18 protein-coding genes and 1 pseudogene are annotated in these 20,066 nt (G+C 57.4%); 3 read left to right on the top strand and 16 right to left on the bottom strand.

What is annotated here, in order from left to right; genetic code table 11:
- Positions 1-22: 22 nt before the first annotated feature.
- Positions 23-487 (bottom strand): annotated as a pseudogene (locus ACZ3HH_RS25140) (DUF3859 domain-containing protein).
- A gap of 216 nt (positions 488-703) precedes the next feature.
- Here ACZ3HH_RS25140 and ACZ3HH_RS25135 point away from each other — a divergent pair.
- Together ACZ3HH_RS25135 and ACZ3HH_RS25130 are read left to right on the top strand one after the other, a co-directional pair.
- Complete coding sequence (locus ACZ3HH_RS25135) at positions 704-1,120, top strand: OsmC family protein (RefSeq protein WP_460147179.1); 417 nt, start codon at positions 704-706, stop codon at positions 1,118-1,120.
- Positions 1,121-1,181: 61 nt separating this feature from the next.
- Complete coding sequence (locus ACZ3HH_RS25130) at positions 1,182-2,069, top strand: pirin family protein (protein ID WP_465808683.1); 888 nt, start codon at positions 1,182-1,184, stop codon at positions 2,067-2,069.
- 81 nt (positions 2,070-2,150) lie between these two features.
- Here ACZ3HH_RS25130 and htpG read toward each other — a convergent pair whose 3' ends face one another.
- The 3 genes from htpG to ACZ3HH_RS25115 form a co-directional block, all read right to left on the bottom strand.
- Positions 2,151-4,055 (bottom strand): molecular chaperone HtpG, encoded by a 1,905-nt coding sequence (gene htpG / locus ACZ3HH_RS25125; protein ID WP_465808681.1) that lies wholly within the window; start codon positions 4,053-4,055, stop codon positions 2,151-2,153.
- Between the two features lie 80 nt (positions 4,056-4,135).
- On the bottom strand, positions 4,136-4,588 hold the full coding sequence (locus ACZ3HH_RS25120; protein ID WP_465808679.1) for a PaaI family thioesterase: 453 nt from the start codon (positions 4,586-4,588) through the stop codon (positions 4,136-4,138).
- Positions 4,585-5,061: a PaaI family thioesterase gene (locus tag ACZ3HH_RS25115; RefSeq protein WP_007898969.1), complete on the bottom strand. Its 477-nt coding sequence runs from the start codon at positions 5,059-5,061 to the stop codon at positions 4,585-4,587. The genes ACZ3HH_RS25120 and ACZ3HH_RS25115 overlap by 4 nt, the downstream gene beginning before the upstream one ends.
- 157 nt (positions 5,062-5,218) lie before the next feature.
- On the opposite strand from ACZ3HH_RS25115, the gene ACZ3HH_RS25110 reads away from it, so the two are divergent.
- Positions 5,219-5,488: a hypothetical protein gene (locus ACZ3HH_RS25110; RefSeq protein ID WP_465808677.1), complete on the top strand. Its 270-nt coding sequence runs from the start codon at positions 5,219-5,221 to the stop codon at positions 5,486-5,488.
- Between the two features lie 66 nt (positions 5,489-5,554).
- Here the strand turns inward: ACZ3HH_RS25110 and ACZ3HH_RS25105 are convergent, their stop codons facing one another.
- From ACZ3HH_RS25105 to sdhC, 12 genes are all read right to left on the bottom strand, one after another.
- Positions 5,555-5,956, bottom strand: a complete 402-nt coding sequence (locus tag ACZ3HH_RS25105; protein ID WP_465808675.1) for an MAPEG family protein — start codon at positions 5,954-5,956, stop codon at positions 5,555-5,557.
- Positions 5,956-6,693, bottom strand: coding sequence for a DUF599 domain-containing protein (locus ACZ3HH_RS25100; protein WP_465808673.1), 738 nt, complete (start codon positions 6,691-6,693; stop codon positions 5,956-5,958). Before ACZ3HH_RS25100 ends, ACZ3HH_RS25105 begins: the two co-directional genes overlap by 1 nt.
- 161 nt (positions 6,694-6,854) lie before the next feature.
- Positions 6,855-8,168 carry a branched-chain amino acid transport system II carrier protein gene (gene brnQ, locus ACZ3HH_RS25095; RefSeq protein WP_465808671.1) on the bottom strand — a complete coding sequence of 438 codons (1,314 nt, stop codon included), beginning with the start codon at positions 8,166-8,168 and terminating at the stop codon, positions 6,855-6,857.
- A 420-nt stretch (positions 8,169-8,588) separates the two neighbouring features.
- Positions 8,589-9,470, bottom strand: a complete 882-nt coding sequence (gene sucD / locus ACZ3HH_RS25090) for a succinate--CoA ligase subunit alpha (RefSeq protein WP_007898976.1) — start codon at positions 9,468-9,470, stop codon at positions 8,589-8,591.
- On the bottom strand, positions 9,470-10,636 hold the full coding sequence (gene sucC / locus ACZ3HH_RS25085) for an ADP-forming succinate--CoA ligase subunit beta (protein ID WP_007898980.1): 1,167 nt from the start codon (positions 10,634-10,636) through the stop codon (positions 9,470-9,472). The genes sucD and sucC overlap by 1 nt, the downstream gene beginning before the upstream one ends.
- Positions 10,637-10,815: 179 nt before the next feature.
- Positions 10,816-12,252 (bottom strand): dihydrolipoyl dehydrogenase, encoded by a 1,437-nt coding sequence (gene lpdA / locus ACZ3HH_RS25080; RefSeq protein WP_007898983.1) that lies wholly within the window; start codon positions 12,250-12,252, stop codon positions 10,816-10,818.
- 110 nt (positions 12,253-12,362) lie between these two features.
- Complete coding sequence (odhB, locus tag ACZ3HH_RS25075) at positions 12,363-13,577, bottom strand: 2-oxoglutarate dehydrogenase complex dihydrolipoyllysine-residue succinyltransferase (protein ID WP_465808668.1); 1,215 nt, start codon at positions 13,575-13,577, stop codon at positions 12,363-12,365.
- Positions 13,578-13,619: 42 nt separating this feature from the next.
- The gene (locus tag ACZ3HH_RS25070; protein ID WP_465808666.1) at positions 13,620-16,451 is read right to left on the bottom strand and encodes a 2-oxoglutarate dehydrogenase E1 component; all 2,832 of its coding nucleotides are present in this window, start codon (positions 16,449-16,451) and stop codon (positions 13,620-13,622) included.
- 262 nt (positions 16,452-16,713) lie between these two features.
- On the bottom strand, positions 16,714-17,418 hold the full coding sequence (locus ACZ3HH_RS25065) for a succinate dehydrogenase iron-sulfur subunit (RefSeq protein ID WP_007898989.1): 705 nt from the start codon (positions 17,416-17,418) through the stop codon (positions 16,714-16,716).
- A gap of 11 nt (positions 17,419-17,429) precedes the next feature.
- On the bottom strand, positions 17,430-19,202 hold the full coding sequence (sdhA, locus tag ACZ3HH_RS25060) for a succinate dehydrogenase flavoprotein subunit (protein WP_038979682.1): 1,773 nt from the start codon (positions 19,200-19,202) through the stop codon (positions 17,430-17,432).
- Positions 19,203-19,205: 3 nt separating this feature from the next.
- Complete coding sequence (gene sdhD / locus ACZ3HH_RS25055) at positions 19,206-19,574, bottom strand: succinate dehydrogenase, hydrophobic membrane anchor protein (RefSeq protein ID WP_008071469.1); 369 nt, start codon at positions 19,572-19,574, stop codon at positions 19,206-19,208.
- On the bottom strand, positions 19,568-19,954 hold the full coding sequence (gene sdhC, locus ACZ3HH_RS25050; RefSeq protein ID WP_465808663.1) for a succinate dehydrogenase, cytochrome b556 subunit: 387 nt from the start codon (positions 19,952-19,954) through the stop codon (positions 19,568-19,570). The genes sdhD and sdhC overlap by 7 nt, the downstream gene beginning before the upstream one ends.
- Positions 19,955-20,066: the final 112 nt, after the last annotated feature.

The following is a 20,066-nucleotide window of genomic DNA, read 5'->3' as shown; positions in this document are numbered from 1 at the left end:
CCATTGGGTTGGGTGAGAGCGATCAGCGCACGGTAAAGCGTTGCTGAGCCAGCAGACGGTCGCCCTGGAACACCATGAAACGCCATTCGCCGGGAACGACTTCATGGCTTTCGGTGAACTAGAAGGCCATCAGGTCCTGCGGAGCACCGGGTACCAGTTTTTGAGTAACTTCCAGTTTGTCGTGACGCATGCCATCCGGAGTACGAATGCCCGGCGTGAAATACAGCAAAGTCAGCGGCTGGTCTTCAGCAACCTTGCCGGCCAACTGGTAACGCATACCGAATTTGGTGCCGAGTTTGGCAGGGACGATTTCGGTTTGCTGGATCTGTTCATTGCTGCGGCGTAAAACCCGCTCGCCCGATTGCAGTTCGGCTTTCGGGCCAGCGAACACGCCGTATTCCACTGGGCCTTCGATGCGGACTTCGGCACTGGCCAGACCACTGACGAACATCATTGTGGCCAGGGCGGCTAAACGGGTGAGGTGCATGGTGCGCTCCTTGATTGAGATGAGCGCGAGGGTATGACGCCGGGGTGACAGGACGATGACAACTCTGAGCTGTGACGAGGGGGCTTGCCCCCTCACCACAGGTGTTGTGGTCAAATCCCCGTCAAGAAAGCGGAACGCGAACGTGAAGGAATGCTCTATAACTTCAGGCTCTATTTTTGATCGAATGACTTTTTCCTAATGCCTGCGAGGTTTCCCATGACTGTTACCGTCAATACTGTCTCCGCCGAAGGTTTTCGTCACAGCGTCCAGATCGATGACCACGAACTCTTTGCCGATGTGTCGAAAGCCTCTGGCGGCGAAGGCACGGCGCCTGAACCACACGACTACTTCGACGCCGCCCTCGGTGCCTGCAAGGCACTGACGCTGAAAATGTATGCCAAGAAAAAGGACATCCCGCTGACGGGCGTCGAGGTTGAAGTCACGCGCGACAACAGTGAGGAACAGAAAGGCAAGTACGCCCTGCACGTCGAACTCACGCTCAAGGGTGTGCTCACCGACGCCCAGCGTGACGAACTGCACCGCGTGGCCGACCGCTGCCCGGTACACAAGCTGATGACCACTTCCGACATCAGCATCGAAACCCATCTGTCCGAAGGTGCCTTCAGCCAATAGCGGCAAGGGCTGCGCAAGCGGGTTATGCTCCCTGCGTCACCCGCTCAGCCTGGAATGCACCATGAACACTCCGCTCGTGATCCGCCCTCGCGCCGAAGATGTCGAAGGCCAGCCGATTCTTCGTCCGTTGCCGTCAGCCAAATGCCGCAACGTCGGGCCTTTCGTGTTTTTCGACCACATGCTCGAAACCCGTTACCCGGCGGGCAAAGGCATGAACATCCGTCAGCATCCGCACATCGGCCTGTCCACCCTCACCTACCTGTTCGAAGGGCAAATCCAGCACAAGGACAGCCTCGGTTCCGATCAGGTGGTGAATGCCGGCGATGTCAGCTGGATGACGGCAGGTAGCGCAATTGCCCACGTCGAACGCACGCCCGAACCATTGAAAGACAGCGGCTTTACGATGCACGGCTTACAGATCTGGCTGGCTTCGCCCAAGGATCGTGAACACGGCCCGGGGCATTACAGTCACCATCCGGCGGCCACGCTACCAGTCAGCGATAACCTTGGCGTGAAGATACGGATGATCGCCGGGTCAGGCTTTTGCCTCGAATCGCCGGTCCCAGTACTTTCTCCTACGCTGTACGCCGAATTGAACCTGCAAACGGCGACCACATTGCTGATTCCCACCGAGCATGACGAGCGGGCACTGTATGTGCTGAGCGGTGAGGCGCAACTGGATGGCGCGCCGCTGGAGCCGCATTCGCTGGTGGTATTGCCGGCCGGGGAAGAGATGACACTGTTCGCCGAGAGCGACTGTCATGCCGTGCTATTTGGCGGCGCACCGCTGGATGGGCCGCGACGGATAAACTGGAATTTCGTGGCCAGCGATCCGGCATTGATCGATGAAGCGCGTCGGCGCTGGGCAGCCGGGGATTGGCCGACGGTGCCGGGGGAAAGTGAGCGGATTGAATTGCCGAAACACCGAAGCCCGCCAACTCCCTTGTAGCTGATCGGCTGATCGTTCCCACACTCTGCGTGGGAACGATCAATAAAAAAACCCGCCGAAGCGGGTTTTTTTACAACGCGGTTAAACCGACAGTTCAACCAGCAGCTTGTTCAGACGGCGCACATAAGCGGCCGGGTCTTTCAAGCTGTCGCCGGCCGCCAGGGCCGCCTGATCGAACAGAATGTGCGACAGGTCGCCGAAGCGCTCGTCGCTCTGCTCGTTGTCGAGTTTCTCGATCAGCGGGTGAGCCGGGTTGAATTCGAAGATCGGCTTCGAATCCGGAACCTTCTGACCGCTGGCTTCCAGGATCTGACGCATTTGCAGGCCCAGGTCCTGCTCGCCGATGGCCAGAATCGCCGGGGAATCGGTCAGACGGTGAGAAACCCGCACCTCAGCAACGGAGTCACCCAAAGCGGTCTTGAGACGCTCAACCAGACCTTCTTTGGACTTGGCGACTTCTTCCGCGGCTTTCTTGTCTTCTTCCGAATCCAGGTTGCCGAGGTCCAGGTCACCGCGTGCCACGTCGACAAAGCTCTTGCCGTCGAAGTCGCTGAGGTAGCTCATCAGCCACTCGTCGATGCGGTCGGTCAGCAGCAGCACTTCGATGCCTTTTTTGCGGAAGACTTCCAGGTGCGGGCTGTTTTTGACTTGCGCGTAGGTTTCGCCAGTCAGGTAGTAGATCTTGTCCTGACCTTCCTTGGCGCGAGCCAGGTAGTCGGCCAGACCTACAACCTGCTCGCCGTCATCGCCCTGAGTGGACGCGAAACGCAGCAGGCCGGCAATTTTCTCTTTGTTGGCGAAGTCTTCTGCCGGGCCTTCTTTCATGACCTGACCGAAGTTCTTCCAGAAGCCTTTGTATTGCTCAGGCTCGTTCTTCGCCAGTTTTTCCAGCATGTCCAGAACGCGCTTGGTCAGCGCCGACTTCATGGAATCGATGATCGGGTCTTTCTGCAGGATTTCCCGCGACACGTTCAGCGACAGGTCGTTGGAGTCGACGACACCTTTGATGAAGCGCAGGTACAGCGGCAGGAACGACTCGGCCTGATCCATGACGAACACACGCTGCACGTACAACTTCAGGCCTTTCGGCGCTTCACGCTGGTACAGGTCGAACGGAGCACGGGCCGGTACATAAAGCAGCGAGGTGTACTCAAGCTTGCCTTCGACTTTGTTGTGGCTCCAGCTCAGCGGGTTTTCGAAATCGTGAGCGACGTGCTTGTAGAACTCCTGGTATTCCTCGTCCTTTACTTCAGTACGAGGGCGAGTCCACAGGGCGCTGGCGCGGTTGACGGTTTCCCATTCAATGGCAGGCTTGTCTTCGCCTTCAACGGCTGCCACTTCTTTCGGCAACTCGATCGGCAAAGCGATATGGTCGGAGTACTTCTTGATGATGTTGCGCAGACGCCAGCCATCGGCGAATTCGTCTTCAGCGGACTTCAGGTGCAGAACGATGCGGGTACCACGGTCGGCTTTCTCGACAGTGGAGATTTCGAATTCGCCTTCGCCCTTGGACGACCAGTGCACACCTTCGCTGGCAGCGAGGCCAGCACGGCGGCTGAATACATCAACTTTATCGGCGACGATGAAAGCCGAGTAAAAACCGACACCGAACTGACCGATCAGGTGTGAGTCTTTTTTCTGATCGCCAGACAGGTGTTTCATGAAATCGGCAGTGCCGGACTTGGCGATGGTGCCCAGATGGGTGACCGCGTCTTCACGGCTCATGCCGATGCCGTTGTCTTCGAGGGTGACGGTTTTAGCGTCTTTGTCGAAGCTCACACGGATTTTCAGTTCAGCGCCGCCTTCCAGTAATTCAGGCTTGGCGAGGGCTTCAAAGCGTAATTTATCGACAGCGTCAGAGGCGTTCGAGATCAATTCGCGAAGGAAAATTTCCTTGTTGGAATACAGCGAATGGATCATGAGGTGCAGCAGTTGCTTCACCTCGGTCTGGAAGCCCAGGGTTTCCTTTTGAGTTTCCACACTCATGGTCATCAAACTCCAATCAGATGGCAGTGGCCGCGACCTTGAGGTCGACGGCGGGTTGTCCTCAGAGTTGGGGGCTGAGATCAGGATTTCAAGGGCTCTTCGATTTTGAAATGAGCGCGGGCCGTGGCAATGGGCTCGGCTTCAGTGCTTTGCCAGGCGGTAATCGCCACGTTTGCCACCCGACGCCCCTGTCGGCACACCTGGCATCTGGCCCAGGTATCGCGAAACTGCCCCGCGCGCAGGTAGTCGAGGGAAAAGTCGATAATCTTCGGCACACCGGGCGAGCCGGTGAAGATAAGCAGGTGCAGTGCCGCCGAAAGTTCCATGAACCCGGCAATCACCCCGCCATGAATCGCCGGCAATAAAGGATTACCAATGTTGTCTTTGTTGGCCGGCAGACGAAACAGCAGTTCATCCCCTACCCGCGAACATTCGACGCCAATCAGTCTGGCGTAGGGAATCAGGTCCAGCAGCGAGGCGTAGCCCCCCTGCGCATGGGCCTGTTGAAGTTGTTCCTTGAACGTGTCGGTCATTTCGCACCTCCAGCAATGGCGCCGCCAAAACCTTTAGTGCCTTTAATGCCCTTGCCCATGCGCATGAAGGTGCCCACCACATGGGCGATGGGCTGTTCGGGGTCGTCCTGATAGGCAAAACCGCGCGCGAAGATCACGTCGGTGGTCACTCGGTAGCATTGGGCGAAGCCGTACACATCCTTGTGCGGCTCGGCGGCGTGCATGTAGTCGATGCGCAAGTCGAGCGTCGGACAGACTTCGAACTCGGGCAGCACGCAAAGGGTGGCCATACCGCAGGCGGTGTCCATCAGTGAGGTCAGCGCACCGCCATGAATCACCCCGGTTTGCGGGTTACCGACGATCTGCGGGCTGTACGGCAAAATCACCGTCAATCCTTCGCTGCTGGCGCTGTGAACACGCATGCCGAGTACCTGACAATGGCGCAATGCCGACAGGAATCGCGTCGCACGCTCAAAAACGGGATTTTCGGCCATTTGATAAAACTCTTCTTAGTGTCTGGTCAAAGTAGCGGGCTAGAAGGCAAAAGTTCCGCAGCAAAACAAACTTATATATCTGTATGAATTGAGGAACTTAACCCTATTCGCTGTGCTCGAAAGGCCAGTAGATATTTTCCATAAGGAGAAACACCCCATGCGTAAGACTTTAGCTATTGCCTTGATGTTGACCGCTTCCCTCGGTCTCGCTGCCTGCGATAAAAAATCCGAGGACAAAGCTCAAGATGCCACCAAACATGCCGAGCAAGCTCAGGAAAAAATGGGCGAAGCTCAGGATAAAGTGAACGAGGCTGCAAAAGAAAACGCCGAAGCTGCCAAAGCTCAGGCCGAATCGAACGCAGCAGCGGCAAAAGAAGCCGCTCCAGCCACAGCTCCGGCTCCAGCGCCAGAAGCACCTAAAAACTAAAAACGTTTTTAGTGTGATAAAAGAGAACCCGCCCAGTGCGGGTTTTCTTTTTATTGGCGATAAGTATTAGAGCAAAATTGATCTAAAAGTCGGACTAATCATCAGCAACAACGAACACACTAAACCCACAAACCACACCAGACTGCGCTGCCAGGCCAGATCCCCCCAATAGCACAGCAAGTAAATAATGCGCGTGATCACGAAGATGATCGCCAGCGTATCGATCAGCCATCCCGCCGTCTGCGTGGTATGCGCCATCAACACCCCTACCGCAAACAATATGAACGCCTCGAAACTGTTCTGATGGGCCGCTACCGCTCGGGCGCCGAAGCCGGTTAGTTGCGCCTGTTGCTGACGCGGCAGGTGATTGTCGTAACCGCCCTGCTCTTTCATGGCCTTGGCCACAGGCATACGAGCAACGTAAATCAACAATGCGCAGATAAACACACACCAGAACGGAACACTCATCAAGCAGCCTCCTTGTTTGCTTCAGGCAATGGCGCCTCTGTAGGTGTATAGACCATCACATCAAGAACGTCGGAGTGAAACTCGCGGCGATACAACACAAACACAACGCCGGCACTCATCAACATGAACAACCAGGGGCTGACGAACCACGCCAGCATGGTCATGCCGAAATAATAGGAACGCAGACCGAAGTTGAACTGGTTGGCCGCCATGGAGATGACACGGGCGGCTCGGGAAGCAAAGGCTTTACGCTCTTGCTCGGACACATGGCGCTCGCCAATCATCGGCGCCGAGCCCACGAGTATCGCCGCAAAGTTGTACTGACGCATGCACCAGCTGAACGTAAAGAACGCATAGACAAACACCAGCGCCAGGCACAACAACTTGATCTCCGACATCCCCTGGGAAGCCTGTTGCACCATCGGGATATCCGCCAGCAACGACACGGCTCTGTCAGAGGCACCCAATACCGTGAGAATACCGGCCAGGATAATCAACGTGCTGGAAGCGAAGAACGAGGCATTGCGCTCCAGGTTACCGATCACGCTGGCATCGGCAATGCGGTTGTCGCGCAACAGCATGCGGCGCATCCAGTCTTCGCGATACAGGTGCAGCACGCTGGCCAGGCACGCGGTGTCGCGGCCCTTCCACGTTGCGTAACGGGTGTAACCGCCCCAGCAGACGACAAACCAGAGCGCGGCGAGGATGTGGATCAGATTGGCGTGGATGAACGACATGCAATTCCCTGTGAGACATTGGCAGTAGTGCTTCAGTGCTTCGACGTTAGCGCAAGGAAAAAGACACCGCATCCCGCCCATAAAAAAATGCCCCGTATCGATTGATACGGGGCATTTCCATTTGCAGTTCAAGACCCGTTTGTGGCGGGCCATGAAACTGCTTAAGCCAGCGCTTCTTCGCGCTTGCCCAGCAGACGATCGCAGACCACGGCAACCACCAGGGTCATGACCGCTGGCACCAGCCACGCCAGACCTTGCTCGCTCAGCGGCAGGTGAGCCAGTTGAGTCGGCATCCAGCCGGCCAGACCGGCCCCCTTGAGGGCGTCGATCAGGCCGAAGATGAACGACACCAGCATCACCGGACCGACAATGCGGCCCTGCTCATGCCAGAAGTCCTTGCAGAAGCTCAGGGCTACCAAGGCGATGCACGGCGGGTAGATGGCGGTCAGCACCGGGATCGAGAAAGCAATCAGCTTGGTGAGGCCCAGGTTGGACACCAACAAGGAGAACGCAGCCAGAATGATCACCAGCGTCTTGTAGGACAGTGGCAGTACACGGCTGAAGTATTCGGCACAGGCACACGTCAGACCGACCGCTGTCACCAGGCAGGCCAGGGAGATCAGCACCGCAAGGAAACCGCTGCCCAACGAACCAAACGTGTGCTGAACGTACGCGTGCAATACCGCCGCGCCGTTGGCAGCACCGGCGGCCACTTCATGGCTGCCCGAACCGAGACGGAACAGACTGACGTAAACCAGCGCCAGGCCCACGCCGGCAATCAGACCGGCGATGATCGCGTAACGGGTGATCAACGCTGGCGATTCCACGCCGCGGGAGCGGATCGCATTGACGATGACAATGCCGAATACCAACGCGCCCAGGGTATCCATGGTCAGGTAACCATTGATAAATCCTTGGGAGAACGGTGCCGCGACATATTCAGGAGTGGCCACACCGATATCACCGGCCGGCAACGCGAACGCGGCAATGCCGAGAACGGCCAGAGCGATAATCTTCAGCGGTGCAAGGAAACGTCCTACGGTGTCCAGTAGACGGCCCGGATAGAGCGAGATGAAAAACACCAGCAGGAAGTACACCGAGCTATAGAGAAACAGCGCCAGCGGGCTCTCGCCGGTCAGCGGCGCCAGGCCCACTTCAAACGACACGGTCGCAGTGCGCGGCGTCGCGAACAACGGGCCGACAGCGAGGTAGCACGCGGCTGCCAGCAGGCCACCGGCGACTTTACCGATCGGGCTGCTCAAGGCATCCATTGCACCACCGACCTTGGCCAGGGCAACAACGGTGATCACCGGCAGACCGACCGCGGTGATCAGAAAACCCAGCGCCGCCATCCAGACATTAGGCCCGGACTGCAAACCGACGATAGGCGGGAAGATGATGTTGCCAGCCCCGACGAACAGGGCAAACGTCATAAAACCCAGTGCCAGGATGTCCTGGCCTTTCAACACTTTCATTAAGGAAATACCACACTACTGAATCGGAATTTAGAGAGGGATTTCCCTTATGGGTGAGGGAAATGCTGTCGGCCCGTATAGGACTGACCCGTTTAGCGCGTCGCAGCCTTGTGGGCCGCGGACGCAAAAATGGCTGCTAGCCTAACGAATTTGCACGACAAACGCACTGTTAGGGTGCGATCTATCCGATACGCGACATTTCCATGTCGCGTTTACATATCTAAATTTCCTACCTCCGCACAGATCATTCCCACGCTCTGCGTGGGAATGCATCCCGTGACGCTCTGCGTCATATCCAAAGGCGGAACGCGGAGCGTCCCCGGCGGCATTCCCACGCAGAGCGTGGGAACGATCACCAGAAACGACAAAGGCCACCCGAAGGTGGCCTTTGTTTGGTGAAGCGTCAGCTAAGCGCGAGGCTTACTTGATCGCCCAACCGGTCAGCTCGGACAAAGCCTTGCCGATGTCTGCCAGCGAACGCACGGTTTTAACGCCTGCGTCTTCCAGGGCAGCAAACTTCTCGTCTGCAGTGCCTTTGCCGCCAGAGATGATTGCGCCAGCATGGCCCATGCGCTTGCCCGCAGGGGCAGTCACACCAGCGATGTAGGAAACAACCGGCTTGGTCACGTTTGCCTTGATGTAGGCAGCCGCTTCTTCTTCAGCCGAACCGCCGATCTCACCGATCATTACGATCGCTTCGGTCTTCGGGTCTTCCTGGAACAGCTTCAGGATGTCGATGAAGTTCGAACCCGGGATCGGGTCACCACCGATGCCGACGCAAGTCGACTGACCGAAACCGGCGTCAGTAGTCTGCTTCACAGCTTCGTAGGTCAGGGTGCCGGAACGGGAAACGATACCGACCTTGCCTGGCAAGTGAATGTGACCTGGCATGATGCCGATCTTGCATTCGCCTGGAGTGATCACGCCTGGGCAGTTAGGACCGATCAGGACTACGCCCAGCTCGTCGCACTTGACCTTGGCATCCAGCATGTCCAGGGTAGGAATGCCTTCAGTGATGCAAACGATCAGCTTGATGCCGCCGAATGCTGCTTCCAGGATGGAGTCTTTGCAGAAAGGAGCTGGAACGTAGATCACGCTGGCGGTGGCGCCAGTGGCAGCTACAGCGTCTTTCACGGTGTTGAACACTGGCAGACCCAGGTGCTCGGTGCCGCCTTTGCCTGGAGTTACACCACCAACCATCTTGGTGCCGTACTCGATGGCTTGCTGGGTGTGGAAACTACCTTGCGAACCGGTAATACCCTGGCAGATAACTTTGGTGTCTTTATTGATCAGGACGCTCATTATTTGCCCTCCGCAGCTTTAACAACTTGTTGAGCAGCGTCGGTCAGGCTGGTAGCAGCGATGATGTTCAAACCGCTTTCTGCCAGTACTTTAGCGCCCAGCTCAGCATTGTTGCCTTCAAGGCGAACAACAACCGGGATTTTCACGCCGACTTCTTTCACAGCGCCGATGATGCCTTCGGCAATCATGTCGCAACGAACGATGCCGCCGAAGATGTTGACCAATACTGCAGCGACGTTAGTGTCGGACAGGATGATCTTGAACGCTTCGGTAACGCGTTCTTTGGTAGCACCGCCGCCCACGTCGAGGAAGTTGGCTGGTTTGCCGCCATGCAGGTTGACGATGTCCATGGTACCCATGGCCAGGCCAGCACCGTTGACCATGCAACCGATGTTGCCTTCCAGTGCTACGTAGTTCAGTTCGAACTTGGCAGCGTGCGCTTCGCGCGGATCGTCTTGCGACGGATCGTGGAAAGTCTTCAGCTTAGGCTGACGGTACATGGCGTTGGCGTCGATGTTGATCTTGGCATCGAGGCAATGCAGATCGCCGTCAGCCTTGATCACCAGCGGGTTCACTTCCAGCAGAGCCAGGTCGTGATCCTTGAACAGCTTGGCCAGACCTACGAAGATCTTGGCGAACTGAGCAACTTGCTTGCCTTCCAGACCCAGCTGGAATGCCAGCTCGCGACCCTGGAATGGCTGAGCGCCAACCAGTGGATCGATAGTGGCCTTGAGGATTTTCTCAGGGGTGTCGTGAGCGATTTTCTCGATGTCCACGCCACCTTCGGTGGAAGCCATGAACACGATGCGACGGCTCGAACGGTCAACGACAGCGCCCAGGTACAGCTCTTTAGCGATATCAGTGCACGATTCAACCAGGATCTTGGTGACTGGCTGACCATTGGCATCAGTCTGGTAAGTCACCAGACGCTTGCCCAACCACTGTTGAGCGAATGCTTTGGCGTCTTCTTTGCTGCGAACCAGCTTTACGCCGCCCGCTTTACCGCGACCACCAGCGTGGACCTGGGCTTTGACAACCCACTCGGTGCCGCCGATTTTGTCGCAAGCTTCTGCTGCTGCTTCCGGGGTGTCTACTGCGTAGCCGGTGGAAACTGGCAGGCCGTACTCAGCGAACAGCTGCTTACCCTGATACTCGTGAAGATTCATGCTTATTACCGTCTTCGTTAGGTACTGCGCATTCGGTGCTGCACTTATTGAAGTGCCGCACCACCTGTGACTGCTGCTTGCGTAGCTGAGCTACGCAAGACTGCGTCCAGCGGACATTCCGCGGTGAGTCTTGCATGCAAGGCTCACGACGGGCCGTACCGCCGTGGTTTCTTATTGTCTTAACGCTTCTTGCGGTTGGCGATGTGGATGGCGCCGCCATTCACAGCCAAAGCTGCTTCGTGCAAGGCTTCAGACAGGGTCGGATGGGAGAAAACCATCATGCCCAGGTCTTCAGCGCTGGTGCCGAATTCCATACCGATCGCGCCTTGCTGAACCAGTTCTGCTGCGCTCGGGCCAATCACGTGGACGCCCAATACGCGGTCAGTCTTGGCATCGGCAATGACTTTCACGAAACCGCCGGTGTCGTTGGCTGCCATGGCACGGCCACTGGCTGCGAACGGGAAGGTGCCAACGTTAACTTCAACGCCTTCAGCCTTCAAGGTCTGCTCGGTTTTGCCGACCCACGCGATTTCCGGGTGAGTATAAATAACTGACGGGATCAAGTCATAGTTCATCTGGGCTTTGTGGCCCTTGATGCGCTCAACGACCATGATGCCCTCTTCCGAGGCTTTGTGTGCCAGCATCATGCCGCGAACCACGTCACCAATGGCGTAAACGCCCGGTACGGTGGTAGCGCAGTGATCGTCAACGTGCACGAAACCGCGCTCGTCGAGGGTCACGCCGCAATCAGCAGCCAGCAGATCAGTGGTCACCGGACGGCGACCAACGGCTACGATCAGCTTGTCAAAAGTGATGTTCTGTTCGCCGTTGGCATCGGTGTAGTTCACAACGACTTCGTCGCCGTTCACTTTGGAACCGGTAACGCGAGCACCCAGCTTGATGTCCAGACCTTGTTTGGTCAGGGTTTTCAGCGCTTCCTTGGAAACGGCAGCGTCAGCGGCCATCAGGAAGGTGTCCAGCGCTTCAAGAACGGTCACTTCTGCGCCCAGACGGGACCAGACCGAACCCAGTTCCAGACCAATGACGCCAGCGCCAATCACGCCCAGACGTTTTGGAACCGATTGGAATTCCAGCGCGCCAGTCGAATCGACGATCACATTCTGGTCGACCGGAGCCGGTGGAATGTCGATCGGACGCGAACCTGGAGCCAGAATCACGTTCTCGGCTTCAATGATTTCTACCGAACCGTCAGGCTTGGTGACTTCGACTTTCTTGCCGGCCAGCAGTTTGCCGTGGCCCTGGATCGAGGTCACACCGTTAGCCTTGAACAGGGTCGCAACACCCGAGGTCAGGCCTTTGACGATGTTGGCTTTACGGCCGACCATTGCTGGCACGTCCATGGTCACGCCAGCGTGGTTGATACCGTGGATCGCGAAGCCGTCTTGGGCTTCGTGGAACTTCCAGGAGCTGTCCAGCAGCGCCTTGGATGGAATGCAGCCGACGTTCAGGCAAGTACCGCCGAGGGCCAGTTTGCCTTCCTTGTCGGTGTATTTCTCGATGCAGGCAGTGGAGAGGCCCAGTTGCGCTGCTTTAATGGCAGCCACGTAGCCGCCAGGGCCCGCGCCAATCACTACCACGTCGAATTTCTGAGTCATGTGTCATTCCTTCTCGAATCAAACCGGACAGTCCCTTTTGGGGACCGTCGTGGGACGAAGCTGGTCATTACAGAAGAGCCGTCCATCGCTGAGCGGCCCGTGCAACGAAATCAGATATCCAGCAGCAAACGAGCCGGGTCTTCCAGCAGGTTCTTGATGGTAACCAGGAAGGTCACAGCTTCTTTGCCGTCGATCAAACGGTGATCGTAGGACAGAGCGAGGTACATCATCGGACGGATAACGACTTGACCGTTGATCGCCATAGGACGCTGCAGAATGTTGTGCATGCCCAGGATGGCCGCTTGTGGCGGGTTGACGATCGGGGTCGACATCATCGAACCGAAAGTACCACCGTTGGTGATGGTGAACGTACCACCGGTCATTTCGTCCATCGACAGCTTGCCGTCACGAGCCTTCTTGCCGAAGGTGGCGATGCCGCCTTCGATTTCAGCCAGGCTCATCAGTTCGGCGTTACGCAGAACCGGTACAACCAGGCCGCGGTCGCTGGAAACAGCAACACCGACGTCAGCGTAGCCGTGGTAAACGATGTCAGCACCGTCGATCGACGCGTTGACAGCCGGGAAGCGTTTCAGCGCTTCGGTGGCAGCCTTGACGAAGAACGACATGAAGCCCAGGCGCACGCCGTTGTGGGACTTCTCGAACAGGTCTTTGTACTTCGAACGCAGGGCCATGACTTCGGTCATGTCGACTTCGTTGAAAGTGGTCAGCATTGCCATGTTCGATTGAGCTTCAACCAGACGCTTGGCAACGGTGGCCCGCACGCGGGTCATCGGTACGCGCTTCTCGATGCGATCGCCGGCAGCGAACACTGGAGCAGCAGCGGCAGGCGCAGCAGCCTTGGCAGGCGCGGCAGCCGGAGCGGCTTTCTTGGCAGCTACAGCGGCAACAACGTCTTCCTTGGTCACACGACCGCCTTTGCCAGTGCCGGCAACGGAAGCGATGTTGATACCGTTTTCTTCAGCCAGCTTGCGAGCAGCCGGTGCAGCAACAGGATCATCTTCGCCCGCTTCGGCAGGAGCAGCGGCAGCGGCAGCAGGTGCAGCAGCGGCGGCTGGAGCGGCAGCACTGCCCTCACCGATGGAGCCCAGAACTTCGTCGGACAGAACGGTGTCGCCTTCGTTCTTGACGATAGCGCCCAGCACGCCATCAGCGGTGGCCAACACTTCCAGTACGACTTTGTCAGTTTCGATGTCGACGATCAGTTCGTCACGCTTGACGGCGTCGCCCGGTTTTTTGTGCCAGGTGGCAACGGTGCCATCGGCAACCGATTCCGGGAAAGTGGGGGCTTTGATTTCGATAGCCATTATCTGTGGGTCCTTAAATTCGGTTTCAGGTGCGCGAAGGCGTTAAACAGTAAAGGCGTCTTGCAGCAATTGTTCCTGCTGCTCAGCGTGCATCGATGCATAACCACAAGCAGGTGCAGCAGAAGCATCACGGCCCGCGTACTCAAGTACGAGAGACTTGTCGTGATTGCCAACGATGCGGCGCATGTGGTGTTGGCTGCAGTACCAGGCACCCTGGTTCATCGGCTCTTCCTGACACCAAACGATATGTTTGAGGTTGGTGTACGGAGCCAGGACTTCGTTCAAGTCGTCCTCAGGGAATGGGTACAGCTGCTCGATACGCACGATGGCGATGTCATCACGACCTTCGGCACGGCGTTTTTCCAGCAGGTCGTAGTAGACCTTGCCGCTACACAGAACAACGCGCTCGACCTTTTTCGGGTCCAGGGCATCGATTTCCGGGATAACGGTCTGGAACGAACCTTCGGCCAGATCTTCCAGGGTCGAGATGGCCAGTTTGTGACGCAGCAGCGACTTCGGAGTCAGAACGATCAACGGCTTGCGCAGCGGGCGAATCACCTGACGACGCAGCAAGTGGTAGATCTGAGCCGGCGTAGTCGGCACGGCAACCTGAATATTGTGCTCGGCGCACAGCTGCAGGTAACGCTCCAGACGAGCCGAAGAGTGCTCCGGACCCTGACCTTCATAACCGTGCGGCAGCAGCATGGTCAGACCGCAGAGACGGCCCCACTTGTGCTCGCCACTGGTGATGAACTGGTCGATAACCACTTGGGCACCGTTGGCGAAGTCGCCGAACTGGGCTTCCCAGATCACCAGCGCCTCAGGCGTGGTGGTCGAGTAACCGTATTCGAACGCCAGCACGGCTTCTTCGGACAGGAACGAATCGTACAGATCGAAACGTGGCTGGCCCTTGTACAGGTTTTGCAGCGGGATGTAGGTACCCGCGTCTTTCTGGTTGTGCAAGACAGCGTGACGGTGCGAGAACGTACCGCGACCGATGTCCTGACCCGTCATGCGAATCGGGTGACCTTCGAACGCCAGGGTCGCGTACGCCATGGTTTCGGCGTAACCCCAGTTGATCGGCAGGCCGCCGGCTTGCATTTTCTGACGGTCTTCGTAGATTTTCGAGACCTGGCGCTGAACCACGAAGCCTTCCGGAATTTCCAGCAGCTTGGCGGACAGTTCCTGCAAGGTTTTCAGATCGAAACGAGTATCGTGACGCGCGGTCCAGGCGTGGCCCAGATACGGACGCCAGTCCACGAACAACTCTTTGTTCGGCTCTTTGACCAGGCTTTTTACAACATGCAAACCGTTGTCCAGCGCATTGCGGTATTCGTCGACTTTCGCCTGAACACGCTCTGCATCCAGCACACCGCCCTGGGTCAGACGATCGGCATACAGCTCACGGGTGGTGCGCTGTTTGGTGATCTGCTGATACATGATTGGCTGGGTGCCGCTAGGCTCGTCGGCCTCGTTGTGGCCGCGACGACGGTAGCAGACCAGGTCGATCACCACGTCACGCTTGAACTGCATGCGGTAGTCGATGGCCAGCTGGGTCACGAACAACACGGCTTCCGGATCATCACCATTCACATGGAGGATCGGCGCCTGGATCATCTTCGCAACATCGGTCGCGTACTCGGTGGAGCGCGAGTCCAGCGGGTTGCTGATGGTGAAACCGACCTGGTTGTTGATCACGATGTGCACGGTACCGCCGGTCTTGAAACCGCGGGTCTGCGACATCTGGAAGGTTTCCATCACCACACCTTGACCGGCGAATGCCGCGTCACCGTGGATGGAGATCGGCAGAACCTTCTCGCCGGTAGGGTCGTTACGACGATCCTGACGGGCGCGAACCGAACCCTCGACCACCGGGGAAACGATTTCCAGGTGGGAAGGGTTGAACGCCATGGCCAGGTGAACTTCACCGCCGGTGGTCATCACGTTGGACGAGAAGCCCTGGTGATATTTAACGTCACCGGATCCCAGCTCGACCTTCTTCTTGCCTTCGAACTCGTCGAACAGCTCGCGCGGGTTCTTGCCGAAGGTGTTGACCAGCACGTTGAGACGACCACGGTGGGCCATGCCGATCACGATTTCCTTGGTGCCGTAGGAACCGGAACGCTGGATCAGCTCGTCGAGCATCGGAATCAGGCTCTCGCCGCCTTCCAGACCGAAACGCTTGGTACCCGGGTATTTGGTCCCGAGGTATTTTTCCAGGCCTTCGCCGGCGGTGACGCGCTCAAGCAGGTGGCTCTTGATGTCGGCAGAGTACGTCGGACGGCCGCGCACGCTCTCCAGACGCTGCTGGAACCACTGGCGCTGCTCGGAATCGGTGATGTGCGTAAATTCAGCGCCGATGGTGCGGCAATATGTCTGCTGCAACGCTTCGTGAATTTCGCGTAGGCTCGCCTCCTCTTTGCCGATGAACAGGTCGCCGGCACGGAAGGTCGTATCAAGATCGGCATTGGTCAAGCCGTAATGATTGATTGACAGGTCTGCAGGTGCAGGACGCTGCCACAGCCCCAGCGGGTCAAGCTGGGCTGCCTGGTGGCCACGCATACGGTAGGCCTGGATCAATCGCAGCACTTCAACTTGCTTCTTCTCGTGCTCACTGCTCACGCTTCCGGCGGAAACCGGTTGGGCGCGGCGCTGGTTCTTTGCCAGCAAGACGAAATGATCGCGAATTGTGGAGTGCGAAACATCGGTGGCAGTGTTGCCATCAGCAGGCAACTTCTGGAAGTAGGTGCGCCACTCTTCTGGCACAGCGTTAGGGTCGTGCAGGTAGAGCTCGTAGAGCTCTTCCACATAGGCAGCGTTACTACCGGATAGGTAGGCGCTGTTCCACATGCGCTGCATCACGCTTTCTTGCATGCTTGGTCACCCTCGGTTAGGGGAACACCACCGGCGTCGACACAGAGAAAACTTGCAGAAGTCCGAATGCAGCGACTAAAACAAGCCACTTAGGATCACGCTGATAGTCCGGGTACCAGCCCGGATGCCCCTGCTTGTCTCATTTCTTCAAAATAAGAGCCGCAGCCTTATAAGCTGTTGCTCAGGTTAAAACTACGGCGCCGGTTGAAGCCTGCGCCGTAGCATCTACGGGTATTGCGGTCCTACGGGTACAGCAGCTGAATCACACGCCGCTTTGCAGCAGCATGTTACGAATGTGACCGATGGCCTTAGTCGGGTTCAGGCCTTTCGGACAAACGTTGACGCAGTTCATGATGCCCCGGCAGCGGAATACGCTGAACGGGTCATCCAGCGAAGCCAGACGCTCGGATGTCTTGTTGTCGCGGCTGTCTGCCAGGAAGCGATAGGCTTGCAGCAGAGCAGCCGGACCCAGGAACTTGTCCGGGTTCCACCAGAAGGACGGGCACGAAGTCGAGCAGCAAGCGCACAGGATGCACTCGTACAGACCGTCGAGCTTTTCACGCTCTTCAGGGGACTGCAGACGCTCGATGGCCGGAGCCGGCGTATCGTTCTGCAGGTATGGCTTAACCTTTTCGTATTGCTTGTAGAAGATGCTCATATCGACGACCAGGTCACGGATAACCGGCAAACCTGGCAACGGACGAACGATCAGCTTGTTACGTTTTACGACGGCAGACAGCGGCGTGATGCATGCCAGACCGTTTTTGCCGTTGATGTTCATGCCGTCGGAACCGCAAACACCTTCACGGCAAGAGCGACGATAGGAGAAACCTTCGTCCTGCTCTTTGATCAGCGCCAGCACATCAAGCACCATCAGGTCTTTACCACCGGTATCAACCTGGAATTCCTGCATGAACGGCGCAGCGTCCTGATCAGGGTTGTAACGATAAACACTGACTTGCAACATGGAGGCCACCCTTAATAAGTCCGAATCTTAGGTTCAAAAGTCGGAACAGTCTTCGGCGAGAAGTTCACAGCACGCTTGGTAACGCGCTTGTCACCCGGGAAGTACAGGGTGTGGCACAGCCAGTTTTCGTCGTCACGGTCTTCGAAGTCTTCACGGGCGTGAGCACCGCGGGACTCTTTGCGAACCTCTGCAGCGATGGCAGTGGCTTCGGCCACTTCCAGCAGGTTCTGCAGTTCCAGCGCTTCGATACGCGCAGTGTTGAACGCCTGGCTCTTGTCGTTGATCTTGACGTTGGCGATACGGCCACGCAGATCAGCCAGTTGAGCAATACCCTTCTGCATGTATTCGCCGGTACGGAATACACCGAAGTAGTTCTGCATGCAGTTTTGCAGCTCGCGACGCAGGGTTGCCACGTCTTCACCTTCGGTACGCTCGTTCAGAGCGGACAGGCGCGCCAGGGCAGCATTGATGTCGGCGTCGGTGGCGTCGTCGTATTCGATACCGTCGGTCAGCGCTTTTTCCAGGTGCAGACCGGCAGCGCGGCCGAATACCACCAAGTCGAGCAGCGAGTTGCCGCCCAGACGGTTGGCGCCGTGAACCGATACGCACGCCACTTCACCCACTGCGAACAGGCCAGGGATGATTTCGTCGACGCCTTCGTCGTTCTGGGTGATTGCCTGACCGTGAATGTTGGTCGGAACGCCGCCCATCATATAGTGGCAGGTCGGAACAACCGGAACCGGAGCAACAACCGGGTCAACGTGTGCGAAAGTCTTGGACAGTTCGCAGATGCCTGGCAGACGGCTGTGCAGCACTTCCTCGCCCAAATGGTCGAGTTTGAGCATTACGTGGTCGCCATTCGGACCGCAACCGTTACCGGCAATGATTTCTTTAACCATCGAACGGGCAACAACGTCACGACCGGCAAGGTCTTTGGCGTTCGGAGCATAACGCTCCATGAAACGCTCGCCGTGCTTGTTGATCAGGTAACCACCTTCACCACGGCAACCTTCGGTGACCAGTACACCGGCGCCGGCGATGCCGGTCGGGTGGAACTGCCACATTTCGATGTCTTGTACCGGTACGCCGGCACGCAGCGCCATACCAACGCCGTCACCGGTGTTGATCAGGGCGTTGGTGGTCGACGCGTAGATACGACCTGCACCGCCGGTGGCCAGTACGGTGGCCTTGGCACGGATGTAGGTGGTTTCACCGGTTTCGATGCAGATGGCAATCACGCCGACGAATGCGCCTTCCTGGTTTTTCACCAGATCAACAGCGTAGTACTCGTTCAGGAACGTGGTGCCAGCTTTCAGGTTGCCCTGATAAAGGGTGTGCAGCAACGCGTGACCGGTACGGTCGGAAGCGGCGCAGGTACGGGCGGCCTGGCCACCTTTACCGTAATCCTTCGACTGACCGCCGAATGGACGCTGGTAGATACGACCCTGTTCGGTACGCGAGAACGGCATACCCATGTGGTCCAGCTCGTATACGGCGGCAGGGCCTTCCTGACACATGTATTCGATAGCGTCCTGGTCACCGATGTAGTCGGAACCCTTGACGGTATCGTACATGTGCCAGCGCCAGTCATCGTTCGGATCGGCAGACGCAATGGCGCAAGTGATGCCGCCCTGGGCCGACACGGTGTGCGAACGAGTCGGGAAAACCTTGGTGATCACGGCAGTCTTGTGACCGCCCTGTGCCAGTTGCAGCGCTGCGCGCATGCCGGCACCGCCACCACCAATAATGATGGCGTCGAAAGAAATCGTTGGAATGTTAGCCATGAATCAGATACCCCAGAGAATCTGCACACCCCAGACGAAGTAAGCGAACATCGCAACGCCGCATACTGCCTGGAAAAGGAAACGTACTGCAGTCGCGGACTTGCCCAGCGCCATCGGCGTCAGGTAGTCAGTCGCGATGGTCCACATGCCGACCCAGGCGTGAGCGCCCAGGGCTACAAGGGCCAGCAGACTGAAGATACGCATCCCGTTGTGGGCGAACAGGGCATGCCATTGGTCGTAGCCAATGCCTGGATTCGCAACGAGGTATCCGATCAGGAAGATGAAATAAGCCGCGAGAACGACCGCAGACACACGCTGTGCCATCCAGTCATAGAGGCCCGAACGCGATAGGTTCGTAACGCTGGTTACCATATCCAAACTCCCGCCAGAACGATCAACACCGCAGATACGGCGATAATGATTTGCGAGCCCAGCTTGCCGCCTTCCAGCGTCTCACCGATGCCCATATCCATAATCAAGTGGCGCACACCGGCTACCAGGTGATACAGAAGAGCGGACAGGAGGCCCCATGCTACGAACTTGGCCAGCGGACTGGTCAAGCATGCCTTCACCTCGGCAAAACCTTCCTCGGAACCCAGAGACTTGCCCAATGCATAAAGCATGAAGCCAAGGCCCAGGAAGAGGATGATGCCGGAAACACGGTGAAGAAACGACGTAACGCCGGTGATGGGGAGTTTGATGGTCCTTAGGTCTAGGTTTACAGGTCGTTGGCTTTTCACGGCTTTTTTCACACTGAAGAGCCCCTAACAATCAGGGCAAAGTTGTTGGGGAGTGCACTGGTCAGGTAACCACCACCCAGGGATGCGACCCCCAATAAAGCAGGCCCAAAAGCCCCTGGCGGTC

It is taken from the genome of Pseudomonas sp. PME37.24/025, from assembly GCF_055556615.1.
The sequence above is the reverse complement of the archived record's forward strand: the minus strand, read 5'-3'. Positions and strand labels throughout refer to the sequence as shown.

Bases quoted from the DNA above. Each gene is read 5' to 3' on its own strand.
- ACZ3HH_RS25135 (WP_460147179.1), top strand. From the start codon at position 704: ATGACTGTTACCGTCAATACTGTCTCCGCCGAAGGTTTTCGTCACAGC.
- ACZ3HH_RS25130 (WP_465808683.1), top strand. From the start codon at position 1,182: ATGAACACTCCGCTCGTGATCCGCCCTCGCGCCGAAGATGTCGAAGGC.
- htpG (WP_465808681.1), bottom strand. From the start codon at position 4,055: ATGAGTGTGGAAACTCAAAAGGAAACCCTGGGCTTCCAGACCGAGGTG.
- ACZ3HH_RS25120 (WP_465808679.1), bottom strand. From the start codon at position 4,588: ATGACCGACACGTTCAAGGAACAACTTCAACAGGCCCATGCGCAGGGG.
- ACZ3HH_RS25115 (WP_007898969.1), bottom strand. From the start codon at position 5,061: ATGGCCGAAAATCCCGTTTTTGAGCGTGCGACGCGATTCCTGTCGGCA.
- ACZ3HH_RS25110 (WP_465808677.1), top strand. From the start codon at position 5,219: ATGCGTAAGACTTTAGCTATTGCCTTGATGTTGACCGCTTCCCTCGGT.
- ACZ3HH_RS25105 (WP_465808675.1), bottom strand. From the start codon at position 5,956: ATGAGTGTTCCGTTCTGGTGTGTGTTTATCTGCGCATTGTTGATTTAC.
- ACZ3HH_RS25100 (WP_465808673.1), bottom strand. From the start codon at position 6,693: ATGTCGTTCATCCACGCCAATCTGATCCACATCCTCGCCGCGCTCTGG.
- brnQ (WP_465808671.1), bottom strand. From the start codon at position 8,168: ATGAAAGTGTTGAAAGGCCAGGACATCCTGGCACTGGGTTTTATGACG.
- sucD (WP_007898976.1), bottom strand. From the start codon at position 9,470: ATGAGCGTCCTGATCAATAAAGACACCAAAGTTATCTGCCAGGGTATT.
- sucC (WP_007898980.1), bottom strand. From the start codon at position 10,636: ATGAATCTTCACGAGTATCAGGGTAAGCAGCTGTTCGCTGAGTACGGC.
- lpdA (WP_007898983.1), bottom strand. From the start codon at position 12,252: ATGACTCAGAAATTCGACGTGGTAGTGATTGGCGCGGGCCCTGGCGGC.
- odhB (WP_465808668.1), bottom strand. From the start codon at position 13,577: ATGGCTATCGAAATCAAAGCCCCCACTTTCCCGGAATCGGTTGCCGAT.
- ACZ3HH_RS25070 (WP_465808666.1), bottom strand. From the start codon at position 16,451: ATGCAAGAAAGCGTGATGCAGCGCATGTGGAACAGCGCCTACCTATCC.
- ACZ3HH_RS25065 (WP_007898989.1), bottom strand. From the start codon at position 17,418: ATGTTGCAAGTCAGTGTTTATCGTTACAACCCTGATCAGGACGCTGCG.
- sdhA (WP_038979682.1), bottom strand. From the start codon at position 19,202: ATGGCTAACATTCCAACGATTTCTTTCGACGCCATCATTATTGGTGGT.
- sdhD (WP_008071469.1), bottom strand. From the start codon at position 19,574: ATGGTAACCAGCGTTACGAACCTATCGCGTTCGGGCCTCTATGACTGG.